The organism is Thiofilum sp., assembly GCF_016711335.1.
GTDB lineage: Bacteria > Pseudomonadota > Gammaproteobacteria > Thiotrichales > Thiotrichaceae > Thiofilum.
On sequence record NZ_JADJTF010000001.1, the window covers coordinates 1093048 to 1114873 of the forward strand.

General features: G+C 42.7%; 23 protein-coding genes. 12 read left to right on the plus strand and 11 right to left on the minus strand.

Annotation, left to right across the window (positions count from 1 at the left end):
• Positions 1-53 precede the first annotated feature (53 nt).
• The 3 genes from IPL34_RS05210 to IPL34_RS05220 form a co-directional block, all read right to left on the minus strand.
• Positions 54-1148 (minus strand): PQQ-dependent sugar dehydrogenase, encoded by a 1095-nt coding sequence (locus IPL34_RS05210; protein ID WP_296838723.1) that lies wholly within the window; start codon positions 1146-1148, stop codon positions 54-56.
• A 117-nt stretch (positions 1149-1265) separates the two neighbouring features.
• Positions 1266-1442, minus strand: coding sequence for a hypothetical protein (locus IPL34_RS05215; RefSeq protein ID WP_296838726.1), 177 nt, complete (start codon positions 1440-1442; stop codon positions 1266-1268).
• 91 nt (positions 1443-1533) lie between these two features.
• Positions 1534-1932, minus strand: a complete 399-nt coding sequence (locus IPL34_RS05220) for a cysteine peptidase family C39 domain-containing protein (protein WP_296838729.1) — start codon at positions 1930-1932, stop codon at positions 1534-1536.
• 248 nt (positions 1933-2180) lie between these two features.
• Between IPL34_RS05220 and IPL34_RS05225 the strand changes: the two genes are divergently transcribed.
• Both IPL34_RS05225 and IPL34_RS05230 read left to right on the plus strand, forming a co-directional pair.
• Positions 2181-2420: a helix-turn-helix domain-containing protein gene (locus tag IPL34_RS05225; protein WP_296838732.1), complete on the plus strand. Its 240-nt coding sequence runs from the start codon at positions 2181-2183 to the stop codon at positions 2418-2420.
• Complete coding sequence (locus tag IPL34_RS05230; protein ID WP_296838735.1) at positions 2413-3618, plus strand: type II toxin-antitoxin system HipA family toxin; 1206 nt, start codon at positions 2413-2415, stop codon at positions 3616-3618. Before IPL34_RS05225 ends, IPL34_RS05230 begins: the two co-directional genes overlap by 8 nt.
• A 369-nt stretch (positions 3619-3987) precedes the next feature.
• Here IPL34_RS05230 and IPL34_RS05235 read toward each other — a convergent pair whose 3' ends face one another.
• From IPL34_RS05235 to IPL34_RS05245, 3 genes are all read right to left on the minus strand, one after another.
• The gene (locus IPL34_RS05235) at positions 3988-4272 is read right to left on the minus strand and encodes a hypothetical protein (protein WP_296838738.1); all 285 of its coding nucleotides are present in this window, start codon (positions 4270-4272) and stop codon (positions 3988-3990) included.
• Between the two features lie 250 nt (positions 4273-4522).
• Positions 4523-4708 carry a hypothetical protein gene (locus IPL34_RS05240; RefSeq protein WP_296838741.1) on the minus strand — a complete coding sequence of 62 codons (186 nt, stop codon included), beginning with the start codon at positions 4706-4708 and terminating at the stop codon, positions 4523-4525.
• 148 nt (positions 4709-4856) lie between these two features.
• Complete coding sequence (locus IPL34_RS05245) at positions 4857-6053, minus strand: RtcB family protein (RefSeq protein WP_296838743.1); 1197 nt, start codon at positions 6051-6053, stop codon at positions 4857-4859.
• Between the two features lie 693 nt (positions 6054-6746).
• Here IPL34_RS05245 and IPL34_RS05250 point away from each other — a divergent pair.
• From IPL34_RS05250 to IPL34_RS05275, 6 genes are all read left to right on the plus strand, one after another.
• Positions 6747-7793 (plus strand): 2OG-Fe(II) oxygenase, encoded by a 1047-nt coding sequence (locus IPL34_RS05250; RefSeq protein WP_296838745.1) that lies wholly within the window; start codon positions 6747-6749, stop codon positions 7791-7793.
• A gap of 67 nt (positions 7794-7860) precedes the next feature.
• A complete protein-coding gene (locus IPL34_RS05255; RefSeq protein WP_296838747.1) occupies positions 7861-8415 on the plus strand; it encodes an HPP family protein in 555 nt (184 codons plus the stop codon).
• Positions 8416-8570: 155 nt separating this feature from the next.
• A complete protein-coding gene (lexA, locus tag IPL34_RS05260; RefSeq protein ID WP_296838750.1) occupies positions 8571-9173 on the plus strand; it encodes a transcriptional repressor LexA in 603 nt (200 codons plus the stop codon).
• A 71-nt stretch (positions 9174-9244) separates the two neighbouring features.
• Entirely contained in the window at positions 9245-9562 is a 318-nt protein-coding gene (locus tag IPL34_RS05265; protein WP_296838752.1) for a hypothetical protein, read from the plus strand.
• A gap of 81 nt (positions 9563-9643) precedes the next feature.
• A complete protein-coding gene (locus tag IPL34_RS05270) occupies positions 9644-11086 on the plus strand; it encodes a hypothetical protein (protein ID WP_296838753.1) in 1443 nt (480 codons plus the stop codon).
• A gap of 105 nt (positions 11087-11191) precedes the next feature.
• On the plus strand, positions 11192-11740 hold the full coding sequence (locus tag IPL34_RS05275; protein WP_296838754.1) for a hypothetical protein: 549 nt from the start codon (positions 11192-11194) through the stop codon (positions 11738-11740).
• Here IPL34_RS05275 and IPL34_RS05280 read toward each other — a convergent pair.
• Positions 11737-12537, minus strand: coding sequence for a hypothetical protein (locus IPL34_RS05280; protein WP_296838756.1), 801 nt, complete (start codon positions 12535-12537; stop codon positions 11737-11739). The two genes, IPL34_RS05275 and IPL34_RS05280, sit on opposite strands and share 4 nt — an antisense overlap.
• Positions 12538-12727: 190 nt before the next feature.
• Here IPL34_RS05280 and IPL34_RS05285 point away from each other — a divergent pair, with 190 nt between their 5' ends.
• Together IPL34_RS05285 and IPL34_RS05290 are read left to right on the plus strand one after the other, a co-directional pair.
• The gene (locus IPL34_RS05285; protein WP_296838758.1) at positions 12728-13159 is read left to right on the plus strand and encodes a hypothetical protein; all 432 of its coding nucleotides are present in this window, start codon (positions 12728-12730) and stop codon (positions 13157-13159) included.
• Positions 13160-13697: 538 nt separating this feature from the next.
• A complete protein-coding gene (locus IPL34_RS05290; protein WP_296838761.1) occupies positions 13698-15218 on the plus strand; it encodes a FimV/HubP family polar landmark protein in 1521 nt (506 codons plus the stop codon).
• Here the strand turns inward: IPL34_RS05290 and waaC are convergent.
• Positions 15205-16179 carry a lipopolysaccharide heptosyltransferase I gene (gene waaC, locus IPL34_RS05295; protein WP_296838763.1) on the minus strand — a complete coding sequence of 325 codons (975 nt, stop codon included), beginning with the start codon at positions 16177-16179 and terminating at the stop codon, positions 15205-15207. The genes IPL34_RS05290 and waaC overlap by 14 nt on opposite strands.
• Positions 16158-16919: a glycosyltransferase family 2 protein gene (locus tag IPL34_RS05300; protein ID WP_296838766.1), complete on the minus strand. Its 762-nt coding sequence runs from the start codon at positions 16917-16919 to the stop codon at positions 16158-16160. The genes waaC and IPL34_RS05300 overlap by 22 nt, the downstream gene beginning before the upstream one ends.
• Positions 16920-17042: 123 nt before the next feature.
• On the opposite strand from IPL34_RS05300, the gene IPL34_RS05305 reads away from it, so the two are divergent.
• Complete coding sequence (locus IPL34_RS05305) at positions 17043-18038, plus strand: adenosine kinase (RefSeq protein ID WP_296838768.1); 996 nt, start codon at positions 17043-17045, stop codon at positions 18036-18038.
• 83 nt (positions 18039-18121) lie between these two features.
• Here the strand turns inward: IPL34_RS05305 and IPL34_RS05310 are convergent, their stop codons facing one another.
• On the minus strand, positions 18122-20074 hold the full coding sequence (locus tag IPL34_RS05310; protein ID WP_296838772.1) for a PhoX family phosphatase: 1953 nt from the start codon (positions 20072-20074) through the stop codon (positions 18122-18124).
• 138 nt (positions 20075-20212) lie between these two features.
• Between IPL34_RS05310 and IPL34_RS05315 the strand changes: the two genes are divergently transcribed.
• Complete coding sequence (locus IPL34_RS05315; protein WP_296838776.1) at positions 20213-20875, plus strand: VOC family protein; 663 nt, start codon at positions 20213-20215, stop codon at positions 20873-20875.
• Positions 20876-20881: 6 nt separating this feature from the next.
• Here the strand turns inward: IPL34_RS05315 and IPL34_RS05320 are convergent, their stop codons facing one another.
• Entirely contained in the window at positions 20882-21781 is a 900-nt protein-coding gene (locus IPL34_RS05320; RefSeq protein ID WP_296838779.1) for a DMT family transporter, read from the minus strand.
• Positions 21782-21826: the final 45 nt, after the last annotated feature.

The window sequence follows — 21826 nt, forward strand, 5'->3', positions numbered from 1 at the left end:
AATAGAACGTGCATCCTACCTGAAAATAGTATTAACGTCATGAAGTGCCTGCACTAAGGTGCTAACTCAATCCGATATAAACCACCATTTGATTCATCGGTTAACACATATAAATAACCATCAGGACCTTGTTGCACATCACGAATACGTCCGATTTGCCCCTCTAAATAGCGCTCCTCTTTGATGACCTTATTACCTTGCAGCACTAGACGCGCCAATAGCTCAAGTTTTAAAGCGCCTACTATTAAGCTTCCTTGCCAGTTGGGGTAACGATTTCCGGTATAAAACACCATGCCTGAGGGCGCAATGGAGGGAACCCAATAATGTATCGGATCGGTTAGCCCAGCTTTGCGTGGCACACCAATACGTCCTCCCCAATACTCTCGTCCATAGGTAGTAATAGGCCAGCCGTAGTTGGCCCCTTTTTGAATACGATTTACCTCATCGCCCCCTTGTGGACCGTGTTCATGTGTCCAAAGCTCTCCCATTTGCGGATGCAGCGCAGCGCCTTGCTGATTGCGATGTCCGTAGCTATAGATTTCTGGTTTAGCATTAGGGGTATTCACAAAGGGATTATCAGCAGGAATAGAACCATCGTCTTTGAGGCGGATCACGCTACCCGAATGATTAGACAGATCTTGGGCATTATCGCGTTCACCGCGCTCACCAAGTGCGAGATATAAATAGCCTTGGCGATCAAACAGAATACGCCCGCCAAAATGCACCGGACCATTAGATTTAGGGGTGGCTTTGAAAAGCTCTTGTACTTCGGTGAGTTGACCGTTTTGATATTTACCGCGTGCAAGGTGAGTGCTGTAGCCCCCTTGACCTGCTCCAGTATAGGTCCAATAGAGCCAGCGATTTTGAGCAAATTGAGGATGGAGGGCTAAGCCTAATAATCCACCTTGCCCAAAGGCTCTAAAGGGTAGTAGCCCTTTGACAGGTTGAGGAAGTAGCTTGCCGTCTTGAATGCGGCGTAATTGACCGTTGCGCTCGGTTACTAAGATTTCACCATTGGGTAAAAAGGCCATGCTCCAAGGGTGATTTAAACCGGTGACGATGGGCTGGGCTTGGAGTTTGAGTGTTTCGGCATGGGTGAGTATTGGGAGAAACAATAGAGTCAACATTAGGACTAAGCGACGCATCATAGACTCCTAAACGGGTGATTGGAGGTCTAAGTGTAGCGCGTTTGGTTTCGGGCTTGCATAAAGCACCACTCCAGCAGAAAGTTGTGCCCAATGATGAATACGCAGAGTGGTATAATGTTATGCTGACTTCTTGATGATCACCGCTGGGCGAGGGGGAAAAGAAACTTTTTTGCGTTTAGATTGTGCTTGTCTTTTTTTAATATCTTCAAATAGTGCATCTATATCATGGTTAAACGTTGCTGCGTATTGATCACGTAAATGACGTGTTTCTTGGATAATGGGATCTTGCCACATAATATTAACCCTGTATAAGTTCTTGAGGTGTACAAATAGTTGGTGGTTCGTGATTTTTAAAAACTGCATCACACTATTAAAGTGAGAGAGTTTATAGTTTTATTGGAATAAATGATCTTAAGCGCATACGACCAAAATCTGTTCTGACTTCTCTTTTAGACTGTGGATCAAGAACATACTCTCTTTGTTCTTCTCTACAAAAAACTACCCAATGCCAAGAGTTGTTTTTCTTATTATAGTTTATGCCAATAATTGCTGTATCGGATATTGATGACCACTTGCGCACTGACCGCCCTTTAAGAGTGGGAATGTTCATTTCAATCAGCAGTTTCCGAAGCTGGTTGCTACTTGTATAAAAAGTTTTTTGAGATACTCCCCAATTAAAGACCTTAACCGCCATATTCATTGCCTCTTTGTAAGTAATACCACAAAGCATTGCAACACACGCAATGCCGCAGCCCGTTCTATGCTCTTGGCGAATATGTTTCATATGTGAGTTATAAGCAGCAGGTTACATTGAAAAATTCTAAGTATTGGTTTTAGTTAGAATTAGTACAGTGATATAGCGAGTTGTGTTCATAAAAACCTTACCTTGTTGCTTGGGATTTAGCCACAATTATACAGCCGACCAGCAGGAGTACAAAGCATCACCGTAGTTAACCTATGAATACCCACTTGTAATGATGTACATATTCATCAATACTAGCCTATATGCCGATTTTGATAGATATATTCATCATGTTAGACACACTGAGCCAAACCATACGCCAAGCCCGCCGTGCTCAAGGCTTAACTCAACAGCAATTAGCTGATCTTTGTGGATTAGATCGCACTACGATTGGCGCATTAGAGCGTAATAACTACCCTGATTTAGGGATTCGCAAAGTAGAGTTGGTGCTGAATGTATTGGGCAAAGAGCTTTGTAGTCGTGATAAAAGTCTACCTACACTAGACGAGTTGCGAGGTCTATATGGCTGAGATTGATGTGTATTTAGGTCACGATGCTCAACCAATATTTACCGGTCGGCTTGAAAAAGACGCGCACCAACATGCATTTAGCTATCAACCCCATGCACCCGAAGCACTCTCTCTTTCTATGCCGCTACGAGTAGCTAGCTACCAATATCCTGAGTTGCACCCCATTTTTCAGATGAACTTGCCTGAAGGTGCATTGCGTTGGGCTTTGGAGCAGATGACGGCAAAGCAGTATGGTAGTAATGATTTAAGTTTATTGGCTTTACTCGGTCGTCATCAAATTGGGCGTTTAGCTTATAGTGTGGCGGGGCTTCCTTTGCCTGCATTGACAGAAAAGCCCTTAACTTTAGATCAATTAATTAGTAGTACTGATGATGATTTATTCGCGCAATTATTGGCACGTTATGCGACTTATTCGGGGGTGGCGGGGGTGCAGCCTAAAGTACTCATGCCTTTGCAACAGCATCTCACTTTACCATTAGGGCATTATATTGTGAAAACGTGGGCGGAGGATTACCCCCATTTAGCGTGTAATGAATATGTATGTTTGAGTATTGCGCGAGCGGCGGGGTTGGAAGTCCCACATTTTTATTTAAGTGATAATGCAAAATTACTGATTACTGAGCGTTTTGATTTAACACCTGAGGGTATAGCTTTAGGTTTTGAGGATTTTGGTGTATTGCAGGGCAAAGGGACTAAGGCTAAATATGATAGTTCTTTAGAGGCTTGTACCCATACGATTCGCCAATTTGTTTCACCTAGTTATCAAACTCAAGCTTTAGCGGATTTTTATAAGCTGACTTATTTAAATGTGCGAGTACGTAATGGGGATGCTCATTTAAAAAATAGTGGCGTGTTGTATTCGTCTTTGGTGGATTATCATAGTGGGGTATTACCTAGTATTGTGCGTAAATTAGCGCCTATTTTTGATATTGTCAGCACTGTACCTTATTTGCCTAATGATACGATGGCATTATTATTAAATGGCTCAAAACGTTGGGCTAAGCGTAAAATGCTGCATCAATTTGCCCGTCAACATTGTGGGTTGAGTTTAACAAGGATTGAGCAGATTGAGGGTGAGGTAGAGGCTGCAATTGAAAGCCAGATGGGGTTATTGCAAAGCCTTGTTGAGCGGCATAGTGGCTTTGCTTTAGTGGCGGAGCGTATGGTTGGCGTGTTGGGTAAAAAATTTGAGCTGTAAATTGATGTTATTGCCACATGTATCAATACTATTGTTGAAAAGCATAGCCGGTATTATCATTTTGTCTGCGTCTGCTGTAACAAACAGAGCGCTAGATTTATATTTGGTACAATATCAGTTACCTTAGAAACTTTCCAAGTTTTCCAATAATACCAAATGCTTTAAGGGTAGCTTTAGTATTATTTGATGGAGCTTTGGAGGCTGTTGTTTTAGTGGCACAAAAAATGACGTGAACTTTATAGCCTTTTGGATTAAATTCTTTCAAGCAAAATGGACAAATCATAAGTTATTCTATCCTCAATTAATGGATTTTTAGCTATATTTTTGGCAAGTCCGATCTACATTAAAAATCAACAGCCTAGCCTTTTGTTAGGTGAATAAGGGCAGATCATATTTCTTCTTGTGATTTTCCGTATTTAACTCGTAAGCTTTTTTCATAAACTCATCGCAGAACTGCTTCATTGATTGCTCATCTAAAAAAGCTGATCTTTTTTTAATAGAGTTTATCGAGACACGGTATCCAGTAAATATACTAGATTCAGAGCTTATTACAGGGTTTCTGAGTAGATAAGCTTCATTTTTCTCATTGTCCCATGCGAAAAGCTCTCGAAAGCCATTTATTTCTTGAATATCGATTCGATCAAAAATCTTCATGATATTTTCCTCTATTACCTAAGAGTATTTTATAAACAAACTAAGCCCACTCAATTAGACAAAAAGTTTTCGCATAACAGAACCAGTTGGAATCAGCATAGCAGAACAACAAGTTGTACTGATGGGTATAGTCCGTAACTACTGGGGAGTAACATGTAATTATACAGCCGACCAACGGTCATTTAAAGCAGAATTGACTAATAGAGATAGGATATTCGAGAGCAGATTGGGGTAGAGGCACGAAAGCAGATCAAGCACACAGGCTTTGGTCAGAGAGGCTGGAAGCCCCAGCCTCTTGACGTAATTGACGTTTTAAATTTTGTTTCGCTTGTTGGCGTTCACCGCCCTTACTCACCTTATGCTCGCCCCCTTTTCGCAAAATCGGCTCACGAGCAATCGGATTAATACGACGATGACGTACTCTTGGCTTATTCATAAATAACTATCCTCATTAACTAATCAAACACACCTAAATAAACCTATCCCAACCTCCCCTTATCAAGGAAGGAGAAAGAAACACCTTCAATAAATTTAATCAGTATCCTCTTACCCCCTCCCTTGATAAGGGGCGGGGTGGGGTTTCTTCACCCTTTAATACAAACCACTTGTTTTAAAGTATGTACCACTTCCACCAAATCATTTTGGTATTCCATCACCTGATCAATATCCTTATACGCCCCCGGAATTTCATCTAATACTCCCTTATCCTTACGACACTCTACACCAGACGTTTGTGCCGCTAAATCACGAGTATTAAATTTCCGTTTCGCTGCCGTGCGACTCATAGCGCGTCCTGCACCATGCGAACACGAACAAAACGATTGTTGATTACCGAGTCCGCGCACAATATAGGATTTCGCCCCCATACTGCCCGGAATAATGCCTAATTGCCCTAATTGAGCGCTAATCGCACCTTTACGAGTAAGATAAACCTGCTCGCCAAAATGTTCCTCACGCTCCACATAATTATGATGGCAATTAATCGCTTCTTTAGTCGTAGTAAATACAGGTACATGTGGTTTTAATGCATCGAGTACTAAACGTATCATTTCACGGCGATTGACCATCGCATAATCCTGCGCCCAGCCCACCGCTTGAATATAATCATCAAAATACTCAGTCCCTTCCTCAAAATAAGCCAAGTTTTTATCCGGTAACGTACCTAATAACTGGCCCATTTCTTTTTGTGCCTTGGTAATAAAATAACGCCCAATGGCATTACCAATCCCACGACTACCCGAATGCAGCATAATCCACACGTCATCACTTTCATCAAGACAAATCTCAATAAAATGATTACCGCCCCCCAAAGTCCCGACTTGCCGCGACCAAGTGCGCTCAAAGTTATTAATCATTTTGACCAGCCCCGGATGTTTATCTGTCACAGGCTGTAAATGATGCGCTAATTGTTTGAGTGTAGCGGCTTGAGTGACTTCATTTTTGTGCTGCTCTAAACCGACCGGAACTTTTGCCTCAATTGCACTGCGAATTTTGGCTAAGTTATCGGGTAAGTCGGTGGCTTTCAGAGACAAACGCACGGCATTCATCCCACAACCAATATCGACCCCGACCGCAGCAGGAATAATCGCCCCTTTCATAGGGATGACCGAACCTACTGTTGCACCAATGCCATAATGCACATCGGGCATCGCGGCAATATGCGAGTGGATAAAGGGCAATTGCGCTAAATTATGGAGTTGCTGGAGCGCACTTGCATCAATATCAGCGGTATAGACCTTGACTGGAACTTTGCCCTGATTGATTTCTAATTGAATCGGCATATAAACATTTAACCTTGTTTATGCATTGATCCGTGGGGCAAATAAAAAAGCCCCGGATAAACAGTGTCATCCGAGGCTTTTTGACTACCCTGCAAGGTAAACACGCACACCGAATGACAGTACTTAATGAGTATCTATAAAGCTCAAACTAAGTTGTCTTCCGGCGCTAGCAGAAAGGCTACTTAGTGAGCGAATCCTACGAGTTTATATTGCATGGGTGTCTCCTATAGTTGAGCTGTGCAAGCAGCTATTAGGTTAAACAGAATGGCATTAGTTTGACATCCACCCCTCTCTAAAGGAAGGGGATTCCTTAGTACAGCCGTCCATGTCCGAACGGGAGAACGATGCTAGTTCTCTTACTTCACCCTGTCCCCGTAGAACTACTAGACAGGAGGAGTTAGGCAGCAACAGCCTAACCAACTTGAAGAAGTATAACATTCATCGGCCGTCGCCGATAGCCTTATATCCCCGCCTGAAGGAAGGGGCTTTACGGCTTTTCCGGTAATGCAAATTTAGACGATTGCAAGAGTGCTAAGTTCCTATTAGATGGAGCGAAACAGTTATCCGATTAAAGTAGACGTTAGCTACCCCGAATAATTCCGTCCATCTGTTTAATCCGTCACTACTCAACATCGTACTGGCAAATGTGCGACACTATTAACCATAGTAATAATGATGATAAGAGGATAAAACATGACTACTGAGCATTTAGACCCCGAATGGTTAAATTGGGTACAACACAATCTAGAGCGTCGCTGCGCCCCCAGCGATTTATATAAGATTATGCGTGAGCATGGTTTTAGTGTGGCAGTGATTAAAGCCATGATGGGCGAGGCTTATCCCACAGGCATTGAAGCGACCGAAACCTTAGATCCTAAAAATACTGATATTGATTATTTAGCCTTGGCTAATCCCCCGTTATGCCAATTCACACCAGACTTAACACCTAAGCGTTTTGATAACGATTTATTACAACTGTACACCATTGAAAGCTTTTTAAGCCCTGAGGAGTGTGAACACTTAATCGCCGTATCGGAGGAGCATTTAAAACCCTCGCAAGTGACGCATAGCAATGGTGATGAGCGTTTTCGTACTAGCGAAACCTGTGATTTTACCCAAGTCTCGGATCCCGCTTTTGTTAAATATATTGATGAGAAAATTTCTCAGACCTTAGGCATTTGCCTGCCTTACTCTGAGCCGATTCAAGTGCAACGTTATGATATTGGTCAGGAGTTCAAAGCACACCACGATTACTTCGCGCCGAATACCAATGTATATGAGCAGTTTGCCGGAGAAATGGGACAGCGTACTTGGACTTTTATGGTGTATTTAAATAATACGCCACAAGGGGGCGGGACTAAGTTTGTCGATATTGGGCAAACTTTCTATCCTCAACAAGGTATGGCAGTGGTGTGGAATAATCTACATAGCGATGGCACGCCTAATCGCCATTCACTCCATCATGGTATGCCCGTTGAGGAGGGTAAAAAGGTTATTATTACCAAATGGTTCCGTGAAAAAGGCTATGGTCCTATGTTTCATGGACAAGCTCAGACCCAGACTCAGAGCCAAACCCAGACTCAAACTCAAAGCCAAGAGCAAAGCACCCAAGAAGTACAGCAGCCCAACACTCAAGTGGTAGCGACTGCTAAAAAAGTACCTAGTGCTGAAGCACTACGTGAGGCTCGTCAAAAACTGTCACGTCAGGCGCGACGTGCTAAAGCTAAACGGCGCAGCTAATACATAAGAGATAGTCATAGATTCACGTAGTTATCGGTATACTTGCACCAAAAAGAGGCAAGTAGTGATGAGTTGGCTAAAAAACTATTTTTCTAAGATGCGCGGTGGTGGCAATTCATCACCCCATCCTATTCACTGGCGCAATGCCTTATGTTCGTGGTTGGGTGGTTTCATTGGTATAGGTTTATTAGGGTGGCTAGGAACCTATACCGATTTTACTGAGCAAGATGGTACTTTTATCATTGGTTCTTTTGGCGCGACGGCGGTATTACTCTATGGGTCGCCTAGTGCTCCCTTCTCTCAGCCGCGCTATGTATTGGGTGGGCATATTATCGGTGCTCTAGTGGGTGTAACCTGTGCCAAATATGTGGTTGCTCCGCTGTGGCTATTAGCTGCTTTAGCGGTGTCGGTGTCTATTGTTTTAATGTACTTGACTAAAACTACCCATCCCCCCGGAGGAGCAACAGCACTGACGGCTATTATTGGTAGTCATAAAATTCACGAGCTAGGCTATTGGTATGTATTACACCCAGTAATAGAAAGCTTGATACTTCTGTTGCTCATTGCTTTGCTGATCAATAATCTCTCACCTTTGCGACGTTATCCTCACTATTGGTATTGAGCTTCGTTCTGCCCGTAGTAAAGGTTCAGCATCGAGTCAACTCTGGAAAACCGAATAATCAGTGGCTTAAGCTTTGTTTTTTTGACTAGGCAAAGCTTCTCATATGGCGTATATTTAGTTCGTGTTTTGTTCGGTTTTAAGCAAAGGGGCTAACAATGTCAACCAATAACCTGACTAAAAAACAACTGGCAACCTTAGATGCCATTAAAAAACTCACGGCTCAATGGGGGCGGCAACCCACCCTAGATGAGATTGCAGGTGAGCTAAATATTACCAGTAAAAGTACCGTACATGAGCATGTACAGGCTTTAATTCGTATAGGTACGCTCATCGCGTGTACGGGTAAAAAAGCCTATCTATTGCCCGATGAAGCCATGGAAATTGAATTACCGATGCTAGGACAGATTGCAGCCGGTAAGCCTATTCAAGCGGTAGAAAATGAACGCATTATTAGTCCCAACGATGTGCTAGTGCGTGCAGATCGTTACGCCTTGCTGATCAGAGGCGACTCGATGATCGATATTGGTGTAATGGATGGTGATTATGTAGTGATCCAAAGCCAAGAGTATGCACGCAATGGCGAGGTAGTCGCGGCTCTCATCGACAACTATGAAACTACCTTAAAACGCATCTATTACCTCAGTGATGGGCGCGTAGAGTTACGCCCTGAAAACCGTACCTATGAATCCATGTTTTACCCCGCTGAAAGCGTACAGGTACAGGGTAAAATGGTGGGTTTATTCCGTAAATGGTCTTAAACCAGTCGTTTAAGGTTTTACTGATTCAACAGGGCTAATAGGTTTTCATGCTATTAAAGGAGGGCTAACGCATGAGTATCAATACACTACCATCTAACCCTAATCTACTGACTCCAACTCTCCCGCCTACTAGCTCACAGGGCTTGGGTTGGTGGGGGATTACACGGGGCATTATTACAGCAGCAGCTATCCTGATTTGGATGTTGCTGATTTTATTACCCGGCATGGAGGACATTAATAATCTTGATCAAATGGCCTTGCACTTACCGCAAGTAGTGACCGGATTGGGCTTATTGGGCGGCATTATGGCGGCTTATAGTTTAAAGGCGGATGGTCATTTGATCTGGTTTACCGCCACCTTATTACTATTGGCGGGCTGGATGCTATGAAATGAAAAAGTACGAAGTAAGCGGCAACTCACTTCGTACCGGCTTCCTGTTTTTAACAAAGAGCTTACAGGAGATAAAATTATGACGCATTGGCATACAAATACCAAATTAGATCGACCTACGGAGATTATTAATACTAAATCGCTACACGATATTGTCGAGGATTTAAAGAAAGCGCAGAGCTGGCTTTTGATTGCAGCCGTGGCAGCCTTCTTGGCCTCTGCCTTCTTTGTAGTGAAATATTTTGTCGGCGGTGATATGCATCCCGAAAATTGGACGCTGGAGCAGTGGATGAATGCTGCTTTAGGGTTAGGCATTACGGCTGTTATCACAGCGGCACAGGCTTTCTTATATTCCAGTGGTTATAAAGGGGCCGCAGCGATTATTGCTACTTTTATTGTGGTGTTCTTTGGGCTATTTTCTGAAATTTCTCAATCAATGGAGCGGGAGGATGTCACCGTGCGTCATCGCTCGGAAAATTCAGAAGTATTTAAGGCCACCGTGCAAAGTATTGGGCAGGTGAGCGCACAACTTAATTCAGTAACTCCTCAACATAAAGCTTATGCTGAAGCTCAATCACAATTACGCTATTGGCAGGATTTAAAGGCACAAAAAAATGCCAACCATACAGCGGTGAAGTACTCGCATAATACTTTAGATCGCTATATTGCGGAGTATCAGCGCCAAGCAATGGCGTTACAGTCTCAAGTACAATTAGCTGATCATAGTCGAGCCTCGCTTTTGACCAGCGCGGTGCAACAAGCGAAAGCCTTGGAGTATGACGAGGATAAACATTACGCCATTATTCGTTTAATTAAAGAGGGTTTAGGGGTAACGGCTATTTGGGCGACCTTTATTTTCTCTTTTATTATTATTGGTACATTTGAATATGCCTTTCATTTTGTGGGAAATTTTGTGGCTAACCACAAAAAAGCCTTGTGGTTATTAGGGCGTGATTCAACCGGAGCCTTAATAGAACCTGCCGCTAACAATCCAGTGAGTCAGCAAGGTATTCCGCGTGATTATGGGAATGAGTTGCGCGATGATTATTTAGATTATGTAACACCAGAGCGTAAACAACGCTTGGATGAATTAGATCAGGCACGCGCTGCCAATATGAATAGTGCCTATGCGGAGGAGGCGAGTCATATTGCTCATAATACGGCCTCTGAAAGCTCTGCCAAGGTCACAGATATTACTCAAGAGCGTTTTTTTAAGGTGTTGTATGCCGAGGTGCGCGACCGTATTGAGCATGGTGAAGTGCGTCCCACTGTGCGTCCAGTGACTGATGTAGTGACTGAAATAGTTCGACATCAAGCTAGCCTATTGGGTTTAAAACCCTCTGCTTTAGGCAAGCCACAACGCCAAGCTATGGCGGAGCAAATGCTGTTACGTCTAGAAAAAGATGGAGTGATTGTGCCAAATGATGAAGGAGGTATTGGTAAGGCTAAATATGTATTAGCACCCAAGTACCAGCAGAAATTGCAAGCCACACATTTAAAGACGGTTCATTCTCAACTGTGACTTAATTGACCCGACAAATATATTGTCGGGTTATAGGTATGTTATTAGAGCACTAATAGCGTTAAGGTAGTGCCATAAGTTGTGTCATAAAGGAGGTAATCTAAAATGCGTAATGCTTTATTAAACGTAACTGGTATGGGCTTAATGGTTTTCACCCTAAATGCTCACGCAGATGTATTACTATGGGGTTTTAAGGTTTTAAGCTTTACGGATAAGGCGGCTAAAGTCACTGCCAACCAATCAAAAAAGGCAGCAACAGATAATACTTCTACTCATTCTAGCACTTTTGTAGGAGTCAAAATCACAGAAAATCCTTCAACTAAAAAAGAACAAAGTAAAGTATCAGATCAACAACATACCATTACCGAATTAGATTTTAAAATCAAGTTTAATAATAACGTAACTTACCAAGAGTTAGTAGATCGAGGATTGCTTAACCAAGCAGATTTAGAGGCATTGCAACAATTAGGTGAAATTCGCTCCAGAAAGGATTTAGTAAGCCTTGAGAAATTTCAGACCATCACAAAGCTTTTATCAAGTGAAAGTAAACGTATCTATTCAAATATTTGTCCCGAAAACTACCGTCCTAATCAGCGAGAAGAGGGAGTTATTGCCTTTGATAATCCCTGTTTAACTACTTCAAATGTACCTTAATTTATCCAAGTCATAGCCTTTAACTGCGTATAATAAGGCCAAAAGCTATTATATTTGATTTTGCCTTGAGTGATATAATGTTTTAACAGTTCAGTAGAAATTCCTATTTTGAGGGTTTTATGAAAATTATCAAAATAGGCTGTTATTTCTAATTTGATGAGTGAGTCGGTGGCTTGTTGAGCTTGTTCTAAAAAATCAGCCCATGATAAGGCAATAGGGTTGCTTTGTTTAAACATAATGGGTATATGCAGTGTCGTAGGTGCAATCAATTTTCTGCTATTTAGCTCCTCTTCAATAGCTAACCAGTCTTTTTCGTCACTATCCACCAATAAGACTCGATAAGCCCACTCCCATTCAATATATGTTTGAGCAACGTTCAAACGAGCCTTAATAGTATTAAGTTGATAACTGGAAAAATCATCGTCCTTACAGATTAGTGTTAATGGATCAACTACTAGCATTAGAGCACTATAACCAAATTTTTCGGGGTACTTACGAGGACTCATAGCGGGTCTCAGGTTAATGCAACCTAATGCCTGAAGGTGTACGTAGTTTTCTCCGTAGCCCTCAATTAGTTCACGCCCATTGATTTTAAGCACAGCTCCAACACTATCGACTGTTTCGATACTAGCCTCGCCTTTTTCAAGACGTTGAATCAGTCGTGAGCTTAGCCCTGTTTTAGCCGCCAGCCATTCTTGAGTACCTACTTGGGGTTCGCTAGCCGTTCCTCTAGTACGAGCTGTATTTTTACGGATTTCCTCACGGGCTTTTTTAAAGGCGTCTCCATTGACTTTCATAAGCGCTAACTCCTAGATAAAAGAGGAAGGAATAAGAGGTTAAGTATAGGGAAAACCAAGAAAACCTGAAACACTCTATGTCGGGTTTTGTCGTAGTAGTACTTTTTAAAGCGCGTATAGTTCATATCTAAGGTTAAATACTAAATATACCTTAACTGTTTAAACTAGAAGTTATACGGAGATGGATTTTATGAAGAATTTTATTAGTATTGTTTCAATGGTTGTAATAACATTAGTAACAACTACATCTGCTTATGCAGCAACAGGAACATGTCATAAGGCAAGAAATACTATACAAGAAAAAACTTGGCAAGCTATTGAATACAAATATACTCCAAAATATATTAAAGATAATTATGGTGAGTTTAAAAAGGTTGTTGATGGAGGAGCAGAGGAGTTTTTTAAAGATTGCGAAAGTACTAACTTAAGTGATGAGCAAGTTGTTTTACAGGGAGCACTTGACTTTGCCGCGCTACCATTAAAAGTGATTGCTGATGAATTTCTCGTGAAAGTTGGACTACCTCGTCTTGGCGATAAGGCATTCCATATAGATATTAAAGATATTGAAAAGCATGGAATATGGGGAGGGCCAAATAGCATTTTTCGTAAACCATTTGGTTAGTAGTTAGTAGCTCTATATTAAATTAATAATTAAAATTTTTTAAACGCTTATGGTTTCTATACTCTAATTTCTTAAGTCCTTCATCTGGTTTTAAGCTAAGCTCTTAGTCCTATGCTGAAAATATAGGGCTAAGGTAGTTGTTAAATTATTACTGAAGAGGGCTAAACCTAGCGGCTGGTCTGAGGCAGAATTTGGGGTATGACAACCAGTAACATAATGCCTTTCATTGCTTTCAGGTTACGACCCCGTTGAAGAACTGGTCTAACTTGGCTGCTAAGGTAGGAGTGTCTGGAGCGGAAAGGGGTAAGTTCGAGCCTTCCTTCGAGCATGGGGAGCTGGAGCAGGCTATGCGTGCCCTTAGAGTTTCAGAGAGTCACATAGCCTGTGATAAAAGGAGTTATATACTCCATCCGCACCCATCGGTTGATCTAAGCAGTTAATCTTAGTGCGGTGCAAAGCTTAGGTAGCGATAGGTTTTATGAGCTATATAAGGTAGATTATTCTACTTTGATTAATCCTTGCCACGCTGATGACTCGTATGAACCGAATCCTAATCACCCTAGCCTTAATCCTTAGCCTTGGGCTGTCTGTGACTGTGAGCGCTGCCACCTATGGCCCCACGCGGGATCAAGAAACCCTATGGAGCATTGCGAGTCGTATTAAACCCACCCACGATATTAGTGTGCAACAGGTCGCACTAGCGCTATACCGCAAAAATCCGCAAGCCTTTGAAAGCGCCAATATCAATGCCTTAAAACATAATGTCACTCTCCAACTGCCTACCCTCGCTGAAATGCGCTCCACCTCCTATGTGCAAGCAGTGCGCACTACCAAACACCATAATCAAGCATGGCAAGCATCAGGAGGTTCAGATAAAAACAGTGCGGAGTTGGCAACGACCAAACGAGACAGCGTGACTCGTCCTCGTACCATCATTAAAGTCGTCGAAAAACCAGTAGTAGTGGTAGATAACAAAGTACGTCGTCAGCAAGAAGCAGAAATTCAGCGCCTAAAGCAACAGGTTAGCTCTTTAAGTCGTGAACTAGCCAGTGCCAAAAATCAAACCCGTAACTTACGCCAACAATTAGCCGCTACTAAAACCCAAACGCCAGTCACTCCAGCTCCTGTAGTGGCAGTGAGTACGGCGAGTAATATACCGACACCAACACCTGCTCAGCCCACTGCGCAAGAAATTGAAATTGCCCGCCAAGTGCAAAAGCTTAGCGCTCAAGTAGCAGATTTAGAGTCAGTATTGGAAGAAAAAAATAATCATATTCGCAATTTGCAAGCCACTTTAAAAAATGCCAGCGAAACCATTAAGCGCCAATACGCGGAAAATCAACAATTAGTACAACAGCTTAAGCCTAATAGTACTGCCACAGCATCCACTAATGGAGCTAGCTCTACTAATACAGCTAATACTACTAATCCAGTTCAAACTACTCCGCAATTGACTCTAGCTGAGGTGGGAAATCCGACTATGCCTGCCAGTCCTACGGATGCAAGCTCTGAAAATCCGACTATGCCTGCCAGTCCTACTGACGCAAGCTCTGAAAATCCGACGGTACAGCCTACACCTAATCCAGTAATAGCTAGCCCTGAGAGTCCCCCCGCTAATAAGCTAGTAGCTCCGACTGAGCAACAAAGTGGGGTATGGGCACAAGAGCCTGTTGTAAATCAGCCCAATGCTACTATGCAGCCCACTAATGATGTGCGTAATACACCCCAGCCTTTAGTAGCACCTAGTACTCCTCCTAACACAACTAAAGAGGGTACTAAACCTACCGTGGCTCAAGAGCTGAAACTCACCACTCCAGAGCCTGCTAAGCCTTTATGGGGTAATAATGGTACTGTGCCGCCACCCTCTCCTATTTCCTATGTGATTGGTTTGGGGGCGCTAGGGTTGATTGGATTTTTATGGTGGCGCTCACGCCGCGATAAAAAGCGTAAAGGAGATGAGTTTCCTACCCCAGAACAAGAGCGCCGCCGCAAAACCATTCGCCAAGATCCGGTCATTCCTTTTGAGGCTAAATCGCGCGATAGCACTAAGTCTGAATAGCTAAATTGGTGATTAAGGTTTGTAATACCAGCGCAGTATCTTGAGTATGGGTTCCAGCCACAGAACTCATTTTACTTTTACAATCAGTGGCACACAGTACGCCAGTCAAGGCTGGATAAGTAGCGGGATAGAGTGCCACTCCGCTTTTACCTAAGGCAGCAGCTAAGTGCATCAAGCCCGTATCCATGCCGATGACTCCCTGAGCGCCTGCAATATAGTAGGCTAGTTCAGTGAGCTTACTTTTCGGCAATACCTGCACAGTAGAATATTCAGACTCTAATGCCTTAGCCCGCTCTAGTTCGCGTGTATTACCCCAAGGCAGATAAACCTTTAGCTCAAGCTCTTGTAAAGCTTTCACTAACTCACGCCATTGGTCTATAGGCCACTCCTTATCCACGCGGCTAGTGCCATGTAGTGCCATGATATAACGTTCTGTAGGTAGTGTTTTAGGGGGCAGTTGCAAACCATAATCAAGTGGCATATCGCTGATGGAGTAATCTAAGCTCCCCGCTGCTAGTAGTCGATTGCGTTTAATCGCATGATCACTTTTACCCACCGCTAGGCGTTGCTGATACGCCAAACTAGCGAGTGGTTCACGCGCATAGGCAAAATCGAAACCTACCCGTTTACCCCTAGCCCAGCGGCTAATCAGCGCACTCTTTATTAATCCTTGTGCATCGAGAATCACATCATATTGAGTGTTAGCCAGTTGCTGCTTAAAGGTACTAATTTCTCGTCGGGTAGTGTTAGCCAATAGACTTTTACGCCAGCGCCGAATAGCGACCGGAAAGACTTGATGAATCGCCGGATGCCAGTGGGGAATTTCGGCAAAATTTTCCTCTACTACCCAATCAATTTGCCAATCAGGAAAGCGGGTATGTATATCGGTCACCGCCGGTAGCATATGCACTACATCACCGAGCGATGAGGTTTTAACAATTAAGAGTTTGTGTTGCGCCATAGTTCTTGTAATTTGGCATATTTCATAAATGAGGCCAGTGCGGTGGTATAGGCAATAGCTGCCCCTTCAATGCCGTCACGAAAACCTTGTTTGAGGATAAATAAGCGTATAAAAGCCGCCATACTATGCCACAAAGGACTCCAAGTGCTCACCTGTTTGCCTGCTTGAAATAGTTGTTCAGCCGCCAGCGTGGAGTAACGATCTGCCTTGTGGATAAGTTCACTAAAATTAGCGTAAGAATAGTGCTCTAAGGGCGATTTTAATTCAGCAATGCGTCCTGTGGTTTGCCAGCATTCGTGTACCGGTACGGGTTTCATATGACCAAGGGTACGGTTTACCAGACGCACGACACGATCCGGCCACCAACTACCCTGTTGAATCCATTTACCTTGAAACCAATTGCGGCGTGGCAGACTAAAGGCGGCATACTCACTCCCTGTGGATAACTTAGTGGATAAGTCAAGAATCTCTTGTATCGCCTCGCTACTCAATACTTCATCCGCATCCAAAAACAACACCCAATCATAGCAAGCGTTGTCAATAGCGAATTGTTTTTGAGCCGCAAAACCTAACCACTGTTGATGAATGATTCTGGCATTGGCTTGATCCGCGATGACTAGGGTTTGATCCGTGCTACCCGAATCCACAATCACAATATCATCAGTAAGCAAGCGGCTACGCTCAAGGCTCTGCGCCAAGTAACGCTCCGCATTTAAGGTGATATAAACAACCGATAGCATTCCCAACCCATAGCAATAACTCAATAGGGCGGCAGTTTAACAGATATTGGCAGTGAAAAGCTGGAAAACGCTAGGGACTTACGGTACAAGAGCGGCATTAACAAATGTTTTGGAATGAGTTACATGAAATACGCGGTTTATGGTCTAGGTAATGCTTTAGTGGATAAGGAATTTGAAGTCAGTGATGAGTTTCTAGCTCAAAATGGGATTGAAAAAGGGTTTATGACCTTGATCGATGAACCCCGTCAGCATGAGTTATTAGCGAATCTACAACAAACTTTTGGTCTGAAAAAGCGTACTGGGGGCGGCTCTGGCGCCAATAGTATTGTTGCCATCAGTCAATTCGGCGGTAAAACCTTTTATGCCTGCAAAGTGGCTCAGGATGAAGCGGGCGAGTTTTATGCCTCTGATCTAGCAAAAGCCGGAGTGAAAACGCGGGTAAATGAACTCAATGTACAAGGTGTTACAGGTAAATGTTTGGTGATGGTCACAGAAGATGCCGAGCGCACTATGAATACCTTTTTGGGTATTACCTCGGATTTATCGGAGCGTGATTTATTTTTGGATGAATTAAAAGCGGCTGAGTATCTCTATATTGAAGGCTATTTAGTGACTTCTGATGTGTCACGTAATGCTGTGATGAAAGCTCGCCAAGTAGCACGCGATAATCATATTAAAATAGCCATGACCTTTTCCGATCCCTCCATGGCTAAATATTTCCAAGCGGGTTTGCAAGAAATGATGGGTGATGGTTTGGATTTATTATTTTGTAATGAAGAAGAATTACTAACCTTTACCAACACCCCTGACTTGATGACGGCGGTTCAGAGTCTACATCCCTTGGTGAAAAAGATGGTGATTACTCGTGGGGCAAAAGGTGCATTAGTAGTAAATGGTGATCACCATTTAGATATTGCAGCAGTACCGACTAAAGCCGTAGATACTAATGGTGCAGGAGATATTTTTGCAGGTGCGTTTTTATACGGTGTGACTCATGATTTAAGCGACGAACAAGCCGGACGCTTAGCCAGTTTATCGGCGAGTAAAATGGTATCGATTTATGGTGCGCGTTTAAGTGCCGAAGAGCACCAAGAGATTTTAAAGCAGGTCGTGCGTTAGGTTTAAAAGGTAAACCCACTACCTAGGCAGTGGGTTTTAAGTCGACTCTTCCGTGCAAGAGTGACGAAGGTAGGAAAGTGAGCTTATGCGCCGATGATGCCGCCGTCGGTGCGGGTAATGACAATAATAGAGGAGCGTGGTTTGCTATCGCCACCGGCTGGGAAATGTGAGGGTTCTAAATCTTCGCCCGGATGTTGAATACCGACGAACATACTTGTGTAGTCATGGGTAAAGGTTAGTCCGGTAATTTCACAAGCAACGGGTCCGGTTAAGAAGCGGCGAATTTCACCTGTTTTAGGATCAGCACAGAGCATTTGATTATTACCCATGCCTTCAAATTCTTTCTTATTAGAGTAATTACCGTCGGTTTGAATCCATAAGCGCCCGTCTTTATCAAAACCAATACCATCAGGGCTATTAAACATATTATCAGGATTAATATTAGCGCTACCTGCCATTAAACCTTCTTTATGCACATTAGGATTACCCGCTAGCACAAATAAATCCCAATCAAATGTATTAGCGCTGTGATCCGCATTAGTGGGCATCCAACGTACAATATGACCATAAGGATTTTCGGCGCGAGGATTGACACCATCTACGGGTTGATTGTCTTTTTTGCCACGATTTTTATTATTAGTTAGGGTACAAAATACCGTTTTTCCATCGGGATGTGCAGCGACCCACTCTGGGCGATCCATAGTCGTACCGCCCACTTGAGTAGCTGCTTGACGGGTTTTAATTAGGACTTCACCTTGATCAGCAAAGCCATTTTCTTTAGTTAAGCCATTTTTGCCGTGGGTTAATTCAATCCATGCGCCTTGACCTTTTAATTCATTGTTGGCGGAATTGAATTGGGCAACATACAACGTTCCTTCATCAAGAAGCTTGCTATTCGCTTGTTTATCTTCAGCCTTATATTGACCTTTAGAAACGAATTTATATAAATACTCACCGCGTTCGTCATCACCCATATAAACGACTAAACGTCCATCAGGGTTAATCACGACTTCGGCATTTTCATGTTTAATATGACCAAGAGCCGTGTGTTTTTTCGGGATTGAGGTAGGATCCATAGGGTCTATTTCGACTACCCAACCAAAACGATTCATTTCATTAGGATTTTTAGCAATATCAAAACGCTCATCAAATTTGCTCCATTGATAGCGCATTTCTTTAGCATCAACCCCATAACGTTTCATTTGATCATTAAGCTCAAACTTTTCGTCAGCAGTACCAAAGTAATTATTAAAATTTTCTTCGCAAGTTAAATAAGTGCCCCAAGGGGTAAAACCATTTGCACAGTTATTCATAGTGCCAAGTACTTTAGTACCTGTAGCATCCATACTGGTTTTTAGTAACTCATGACCTGCGGCAGGGCCGGTTAATTCCATCGGTGTGGTAGCGGTAATGCGACGATTTAATTTACCTGTTTTGTCTAATACCCAGCGTCCGTCTTGTTTTACGACTTCAAAAATACTAACCCCGTGAGCGGCTTGAGCCGTTTTCACATCCTCGGCGGTCATTTCCTTACCTTGATGGGCAAACATTAGTTCGGGATTAATATATTCATTATTGACAGCTAATACCCCACGTTGATCATCAATCGGGAAAAAAGTCATGCCATCCGTATTATCGCCAAATTGGCGTTCTTGAGCGTTAGCAGGTGTTTTACCGCTGGGATCAAATTCGGGAGCATCGGAAAAAAGCGGATCGCCCCATGAAATCAGCACTTGATATTGATAGCCCTCAGGTACTACTACGGTATCGGCAGTACTTGCTGGAATACTTTTAAAACCTAGTAAGGTGCTAGGCGCTGCTTTGGCAGCTTCAGACGTAGCCGTAGTGGCAGTGTTGCTGACTGCTTCAGCAATGGCTTGTGTTAAAGGCGTTGCCATTAAAAAAGCGCCTAAGCCCGCAAGCCCTGCACGGCGTAAGAATTGGCGACGGCTCAACGCTTGTTCCACTAATTGAGTAAACTCAGAATCTGCTTGCTTTAAGTGGCTAGAATAGTCGTGATCATCATATTGGCTCATAGTAATCCCTACCGTAAAGGTCATGCGTAAGGCAAAAATTAAAACAGCCTACTATGACAAATGTGTTACAAAAGCACTTAGAGGATGGGGTTGTAATAAAAAGTTCATTTAATTAATTATTAAAGAGGTAGGCTAGTAATGGAGTTTGATCATATTTTTATAGTCTGTCAGCAGCATGCTCCTGAAGTCGATCCATTATTAGCATTGGGACTCACTGAGGGCACACCCAACCGTCACCTAGGACAAGGCACTGCTAATCGGCGTATCTTTTTTCATAATGCTTTCTTAGAGTTTTTGTATTTGGTTGATGAATTAGAGGCTCAAGACCCTATGACTCAACCCACTCAACTTTATGAGCGTTTAACGGCATCCAGTGATTTCTCACCTTTTGGCATTTGCTTTCGCCCACAGAGTCCAGATGAAAAGCAACCCAGTTTTAACTACTTTGATTATAAACCTACCTATTTACCTACCAACCTATCCATTCAAATGGTAGAACCTATTAAGCTTACTGAGCCACTCTGGTTTTTTATCAGTTTTGCTACCAGACCTGATCAAGTGGCTGAAAATAAAAAGCAGCCTTTAAATCATGCTTTAGGATTAAAAGAGATTACCCAAATTGACTTATATGCACCGACTCCATTTGAGTATTTATCAGTAGAGTCGCAAAAGATATTTAATACGACACAGTTAAAATATGACTATGCCGCCGAACATCGTGTAGATATTCACTTTGATAAAGCTACGAGGGGCAATAGCTATGATTGCCGTCCCTATTTACCTTTAGTACTATATTGGTGAGTGAACCTATTTCTTTCCTAATAAATTCACACCCCACATTACTAATCCCACACCGATTAGATGAAACCAACCAAAAGGTTCAGCTAATAACCAAACGGCCATTAAGATAGTAAAAATAGGGCCTGCTGTGCCCACAATGCTAGTGCGAGCAGGGCCAATACGCTGAATAGCCTCGGCTATCATATAGGTAGGTATTAAAGTGCTCACAATGGCTATAAGGGTGGCATACCACAATACTAGGGGGGTGACTAATAGATCAGTCGGTGTGTGAGTAATAAAAAAATGAATGATTACAAATAAGGCGGAGGCTAGCATAGCAATACTGGTGAATAATCGACTCCCATAGTGATTAATAAAAGGTTTGGCGAATAATACATAGCATGAATAGCTTAATGCCGAGCCTACCACTAATAAAACCCCTAAAGTGACATGCGAGCCACTCAGTTTTGCTTCATGTAAATAAAGTACTAAAACTCCAGTATAAGTTAGTATTAAAGCCAGCCATACGCGTTTAGTAATAGCTTCTTTCAATACTAACCAACTTAATAACGTAGTAAAAATAGGATAGGTATATAGAGTCAAGCGCTCTAATTGGGCAGTAATATAAGTTAAACCCTGCATATCTAACCATGAAGCTAAATAGTAACCTATAAAACCTAAAGCCATAATCTTGAGCCAATCTGGTAGCACAGGTTTAAGTTTATCAGTCGATTTTAAGCACCAGAGCAATACTATCAAATAAAAAGGTGCTGAAATAATCATGCGTAAAGCTAACAAAGTAGTCGCATCCACGCCCTCAGCAAAAGCTAATTTAATAAAAATAGATTTTAAAGCAAATAGCCCAGTACCGATAATAGCGAGCATTAGACCCATTTGAAAATAGTGTGCAGTGTGTCGCTCCAGCATATTTAGCCCTTTGCTGAGTTAAAGAATCTAAGCATAACTGAGAAC

Bases quoted from the DNA above. Each gene is read 5' to 3' on its own strand.
- IPL34_RS05265 (WP_296838752.1), top strand. From the start codon at position 9,245: ATGAGTATCAATACACTACCATCTAACCCTAATCTACTGACTCCAACT.
- IPL34_RS05290 (WP_296838761.1), top strand. From the start codon at position 13,698: ATGAACCGAATCCTAATCACCCTAGCCTTAATCCTTAGCCTTGGGCTG.
- IPL34_RS05320 (WP_296838779.1), bottom strand. From the start codon at position 21,781: ATGCTGGAGCGACACACTGCACACTATTTTCAAATGGGTCTAATGCTC.
- IPL34_RS05305 (WP_296838768.1), top strand. From the start codon at position 17,043: ATGAAATACGCGGTTTATGGTCTAGGTAATGCTTTAGTGGATAAGGAA.
- IPL34_RS05215 (WP_296838726.1), bottom strand. From the start codon at position 1,442: ATGTGGCAAGATCCCATTATCCAAGAAACACGTCATTTACGTGATCAA.
- IPL34_RS05235 (WP_296838738.1), bottom strand. From the start codon at position 4,272: ATGAAGATTTTTGATCGAATCGATATTCAAGAAATAAATGGCTTTCGA.
- IPL34_RS05225 (WP_296838732.1), top strand. From the start codon at position 2,181: ATGTTAGACACACTGAGCCAAACCATACGCCAAGCCCGCCGTGCTCAA.
- IPL34_RS05280 (WP_296838756.1), bottom strand. From the start codon at position 12,537: ATGAAAGTCAATGGAGACGCCTTTAAAAAAGCCCGTGAGGAAATCCGT.
- IPL34_RS05285 (WP_296838758.1), top strand. From the start codon at position 12,728: ATGAAGAATTTTATTAGTATTGTTTCAATGGTTGTAATAACATTAGTA.
- IPL34_RS05240 (WP_296838741.1), bottom strand. From the start codon at position 4,708: ATGAATAAGCCAAGAGTACGTCATCGTCGTATTAATCCGATTGCTCGT.
- IPL34_RS05270 (WP_296838753.1), top strand. From the start codon at position 9,644: ATGACGCATTGGCATACAAATACCAAATTAGATCGACCTACGGAGATT.
- IPL34_RS05245 (WP_296838743.1), bottom strand. From the start codon at position 6,053: ATGCCGATTCAATTAGAAATCAATCAGGGCAAAGTTCCAGTCAAGGTC.
- IPL34_RS05275 (WP_296838754.1), top strand. From the start codon at position 11,192: ATGCGTAATGCTTTATTAAACGTAACTGGTATGGGCTTAATGGTTTTC.
- waaC (WP_296838763.1), bottom strand. From the start codon at position 16,179: ATGGCGCAACACAAACTCTTAATTGTTAAAACCTCATCGCTCGGTGAT.
- IPL34_RS05315 (WP_296838776.1), top strand. From the start codon at position 20,213: ATGGAGTTTGATCATATTTTTATAGTCTGTCAGCAGCATGCTCCTGAA.
- IPL34_RS05210 (WP_296838723.1), bottom strand. From the start codon at position 1,148: ATGATGCGTCGCTTAGTCCTAATGTTGACTCTATTGTTTCTCCCAATA.
- IPL34_RS05250 (WP_296838745.1), top strand. From the start codon at position 6,747: ATGACTACTGAGCATTTAGACCCCGAATGGTTAAATTGGGTACAACAC.
- IPL34_RS05220 (WP_296838729.1), bottom strand. From the start codon at position 1,932: ATGAAACATATTCGCCAAGAGCATAGAACGGGCTGCGGCATTGCGTGT.
- lexA (WP_296838750.1), top strand. From the start codon at position 8,571: ATGTCAACCAATAACCTGACTAAAAAACAACTGGCAACCTTAGATGCC.
- IPL34_RS05255 (WP_296838747.1), top strand. From the start codon at position 7,861: ATGAGTTGGCTAAAAAACTATTTTTCTAAGATGCGCGGTGGTGGCAAT.
- IPL34_RS05300 (WP_296838766.1), bottom strand. From the start codon at position 16,919: ATGCTATCGGTTGTTTATATCACCTTAAATGCGGAGCGTTACTTGGCG.
- IPL34_RS05310 (WP_296838772.1), bottom strand. From the start codon at position 20,074: ATGAGCCAATATGATGATCACGACTATTCTAGCCACTTAAAGCAAGCA.
- IPL34_RS05230 (WP_296838735.1), top strand. From the start codon at position 2,413: ATGGCTGAGATTGATGTGTATTTAGGTCACGATGCTCAACCAATATTT.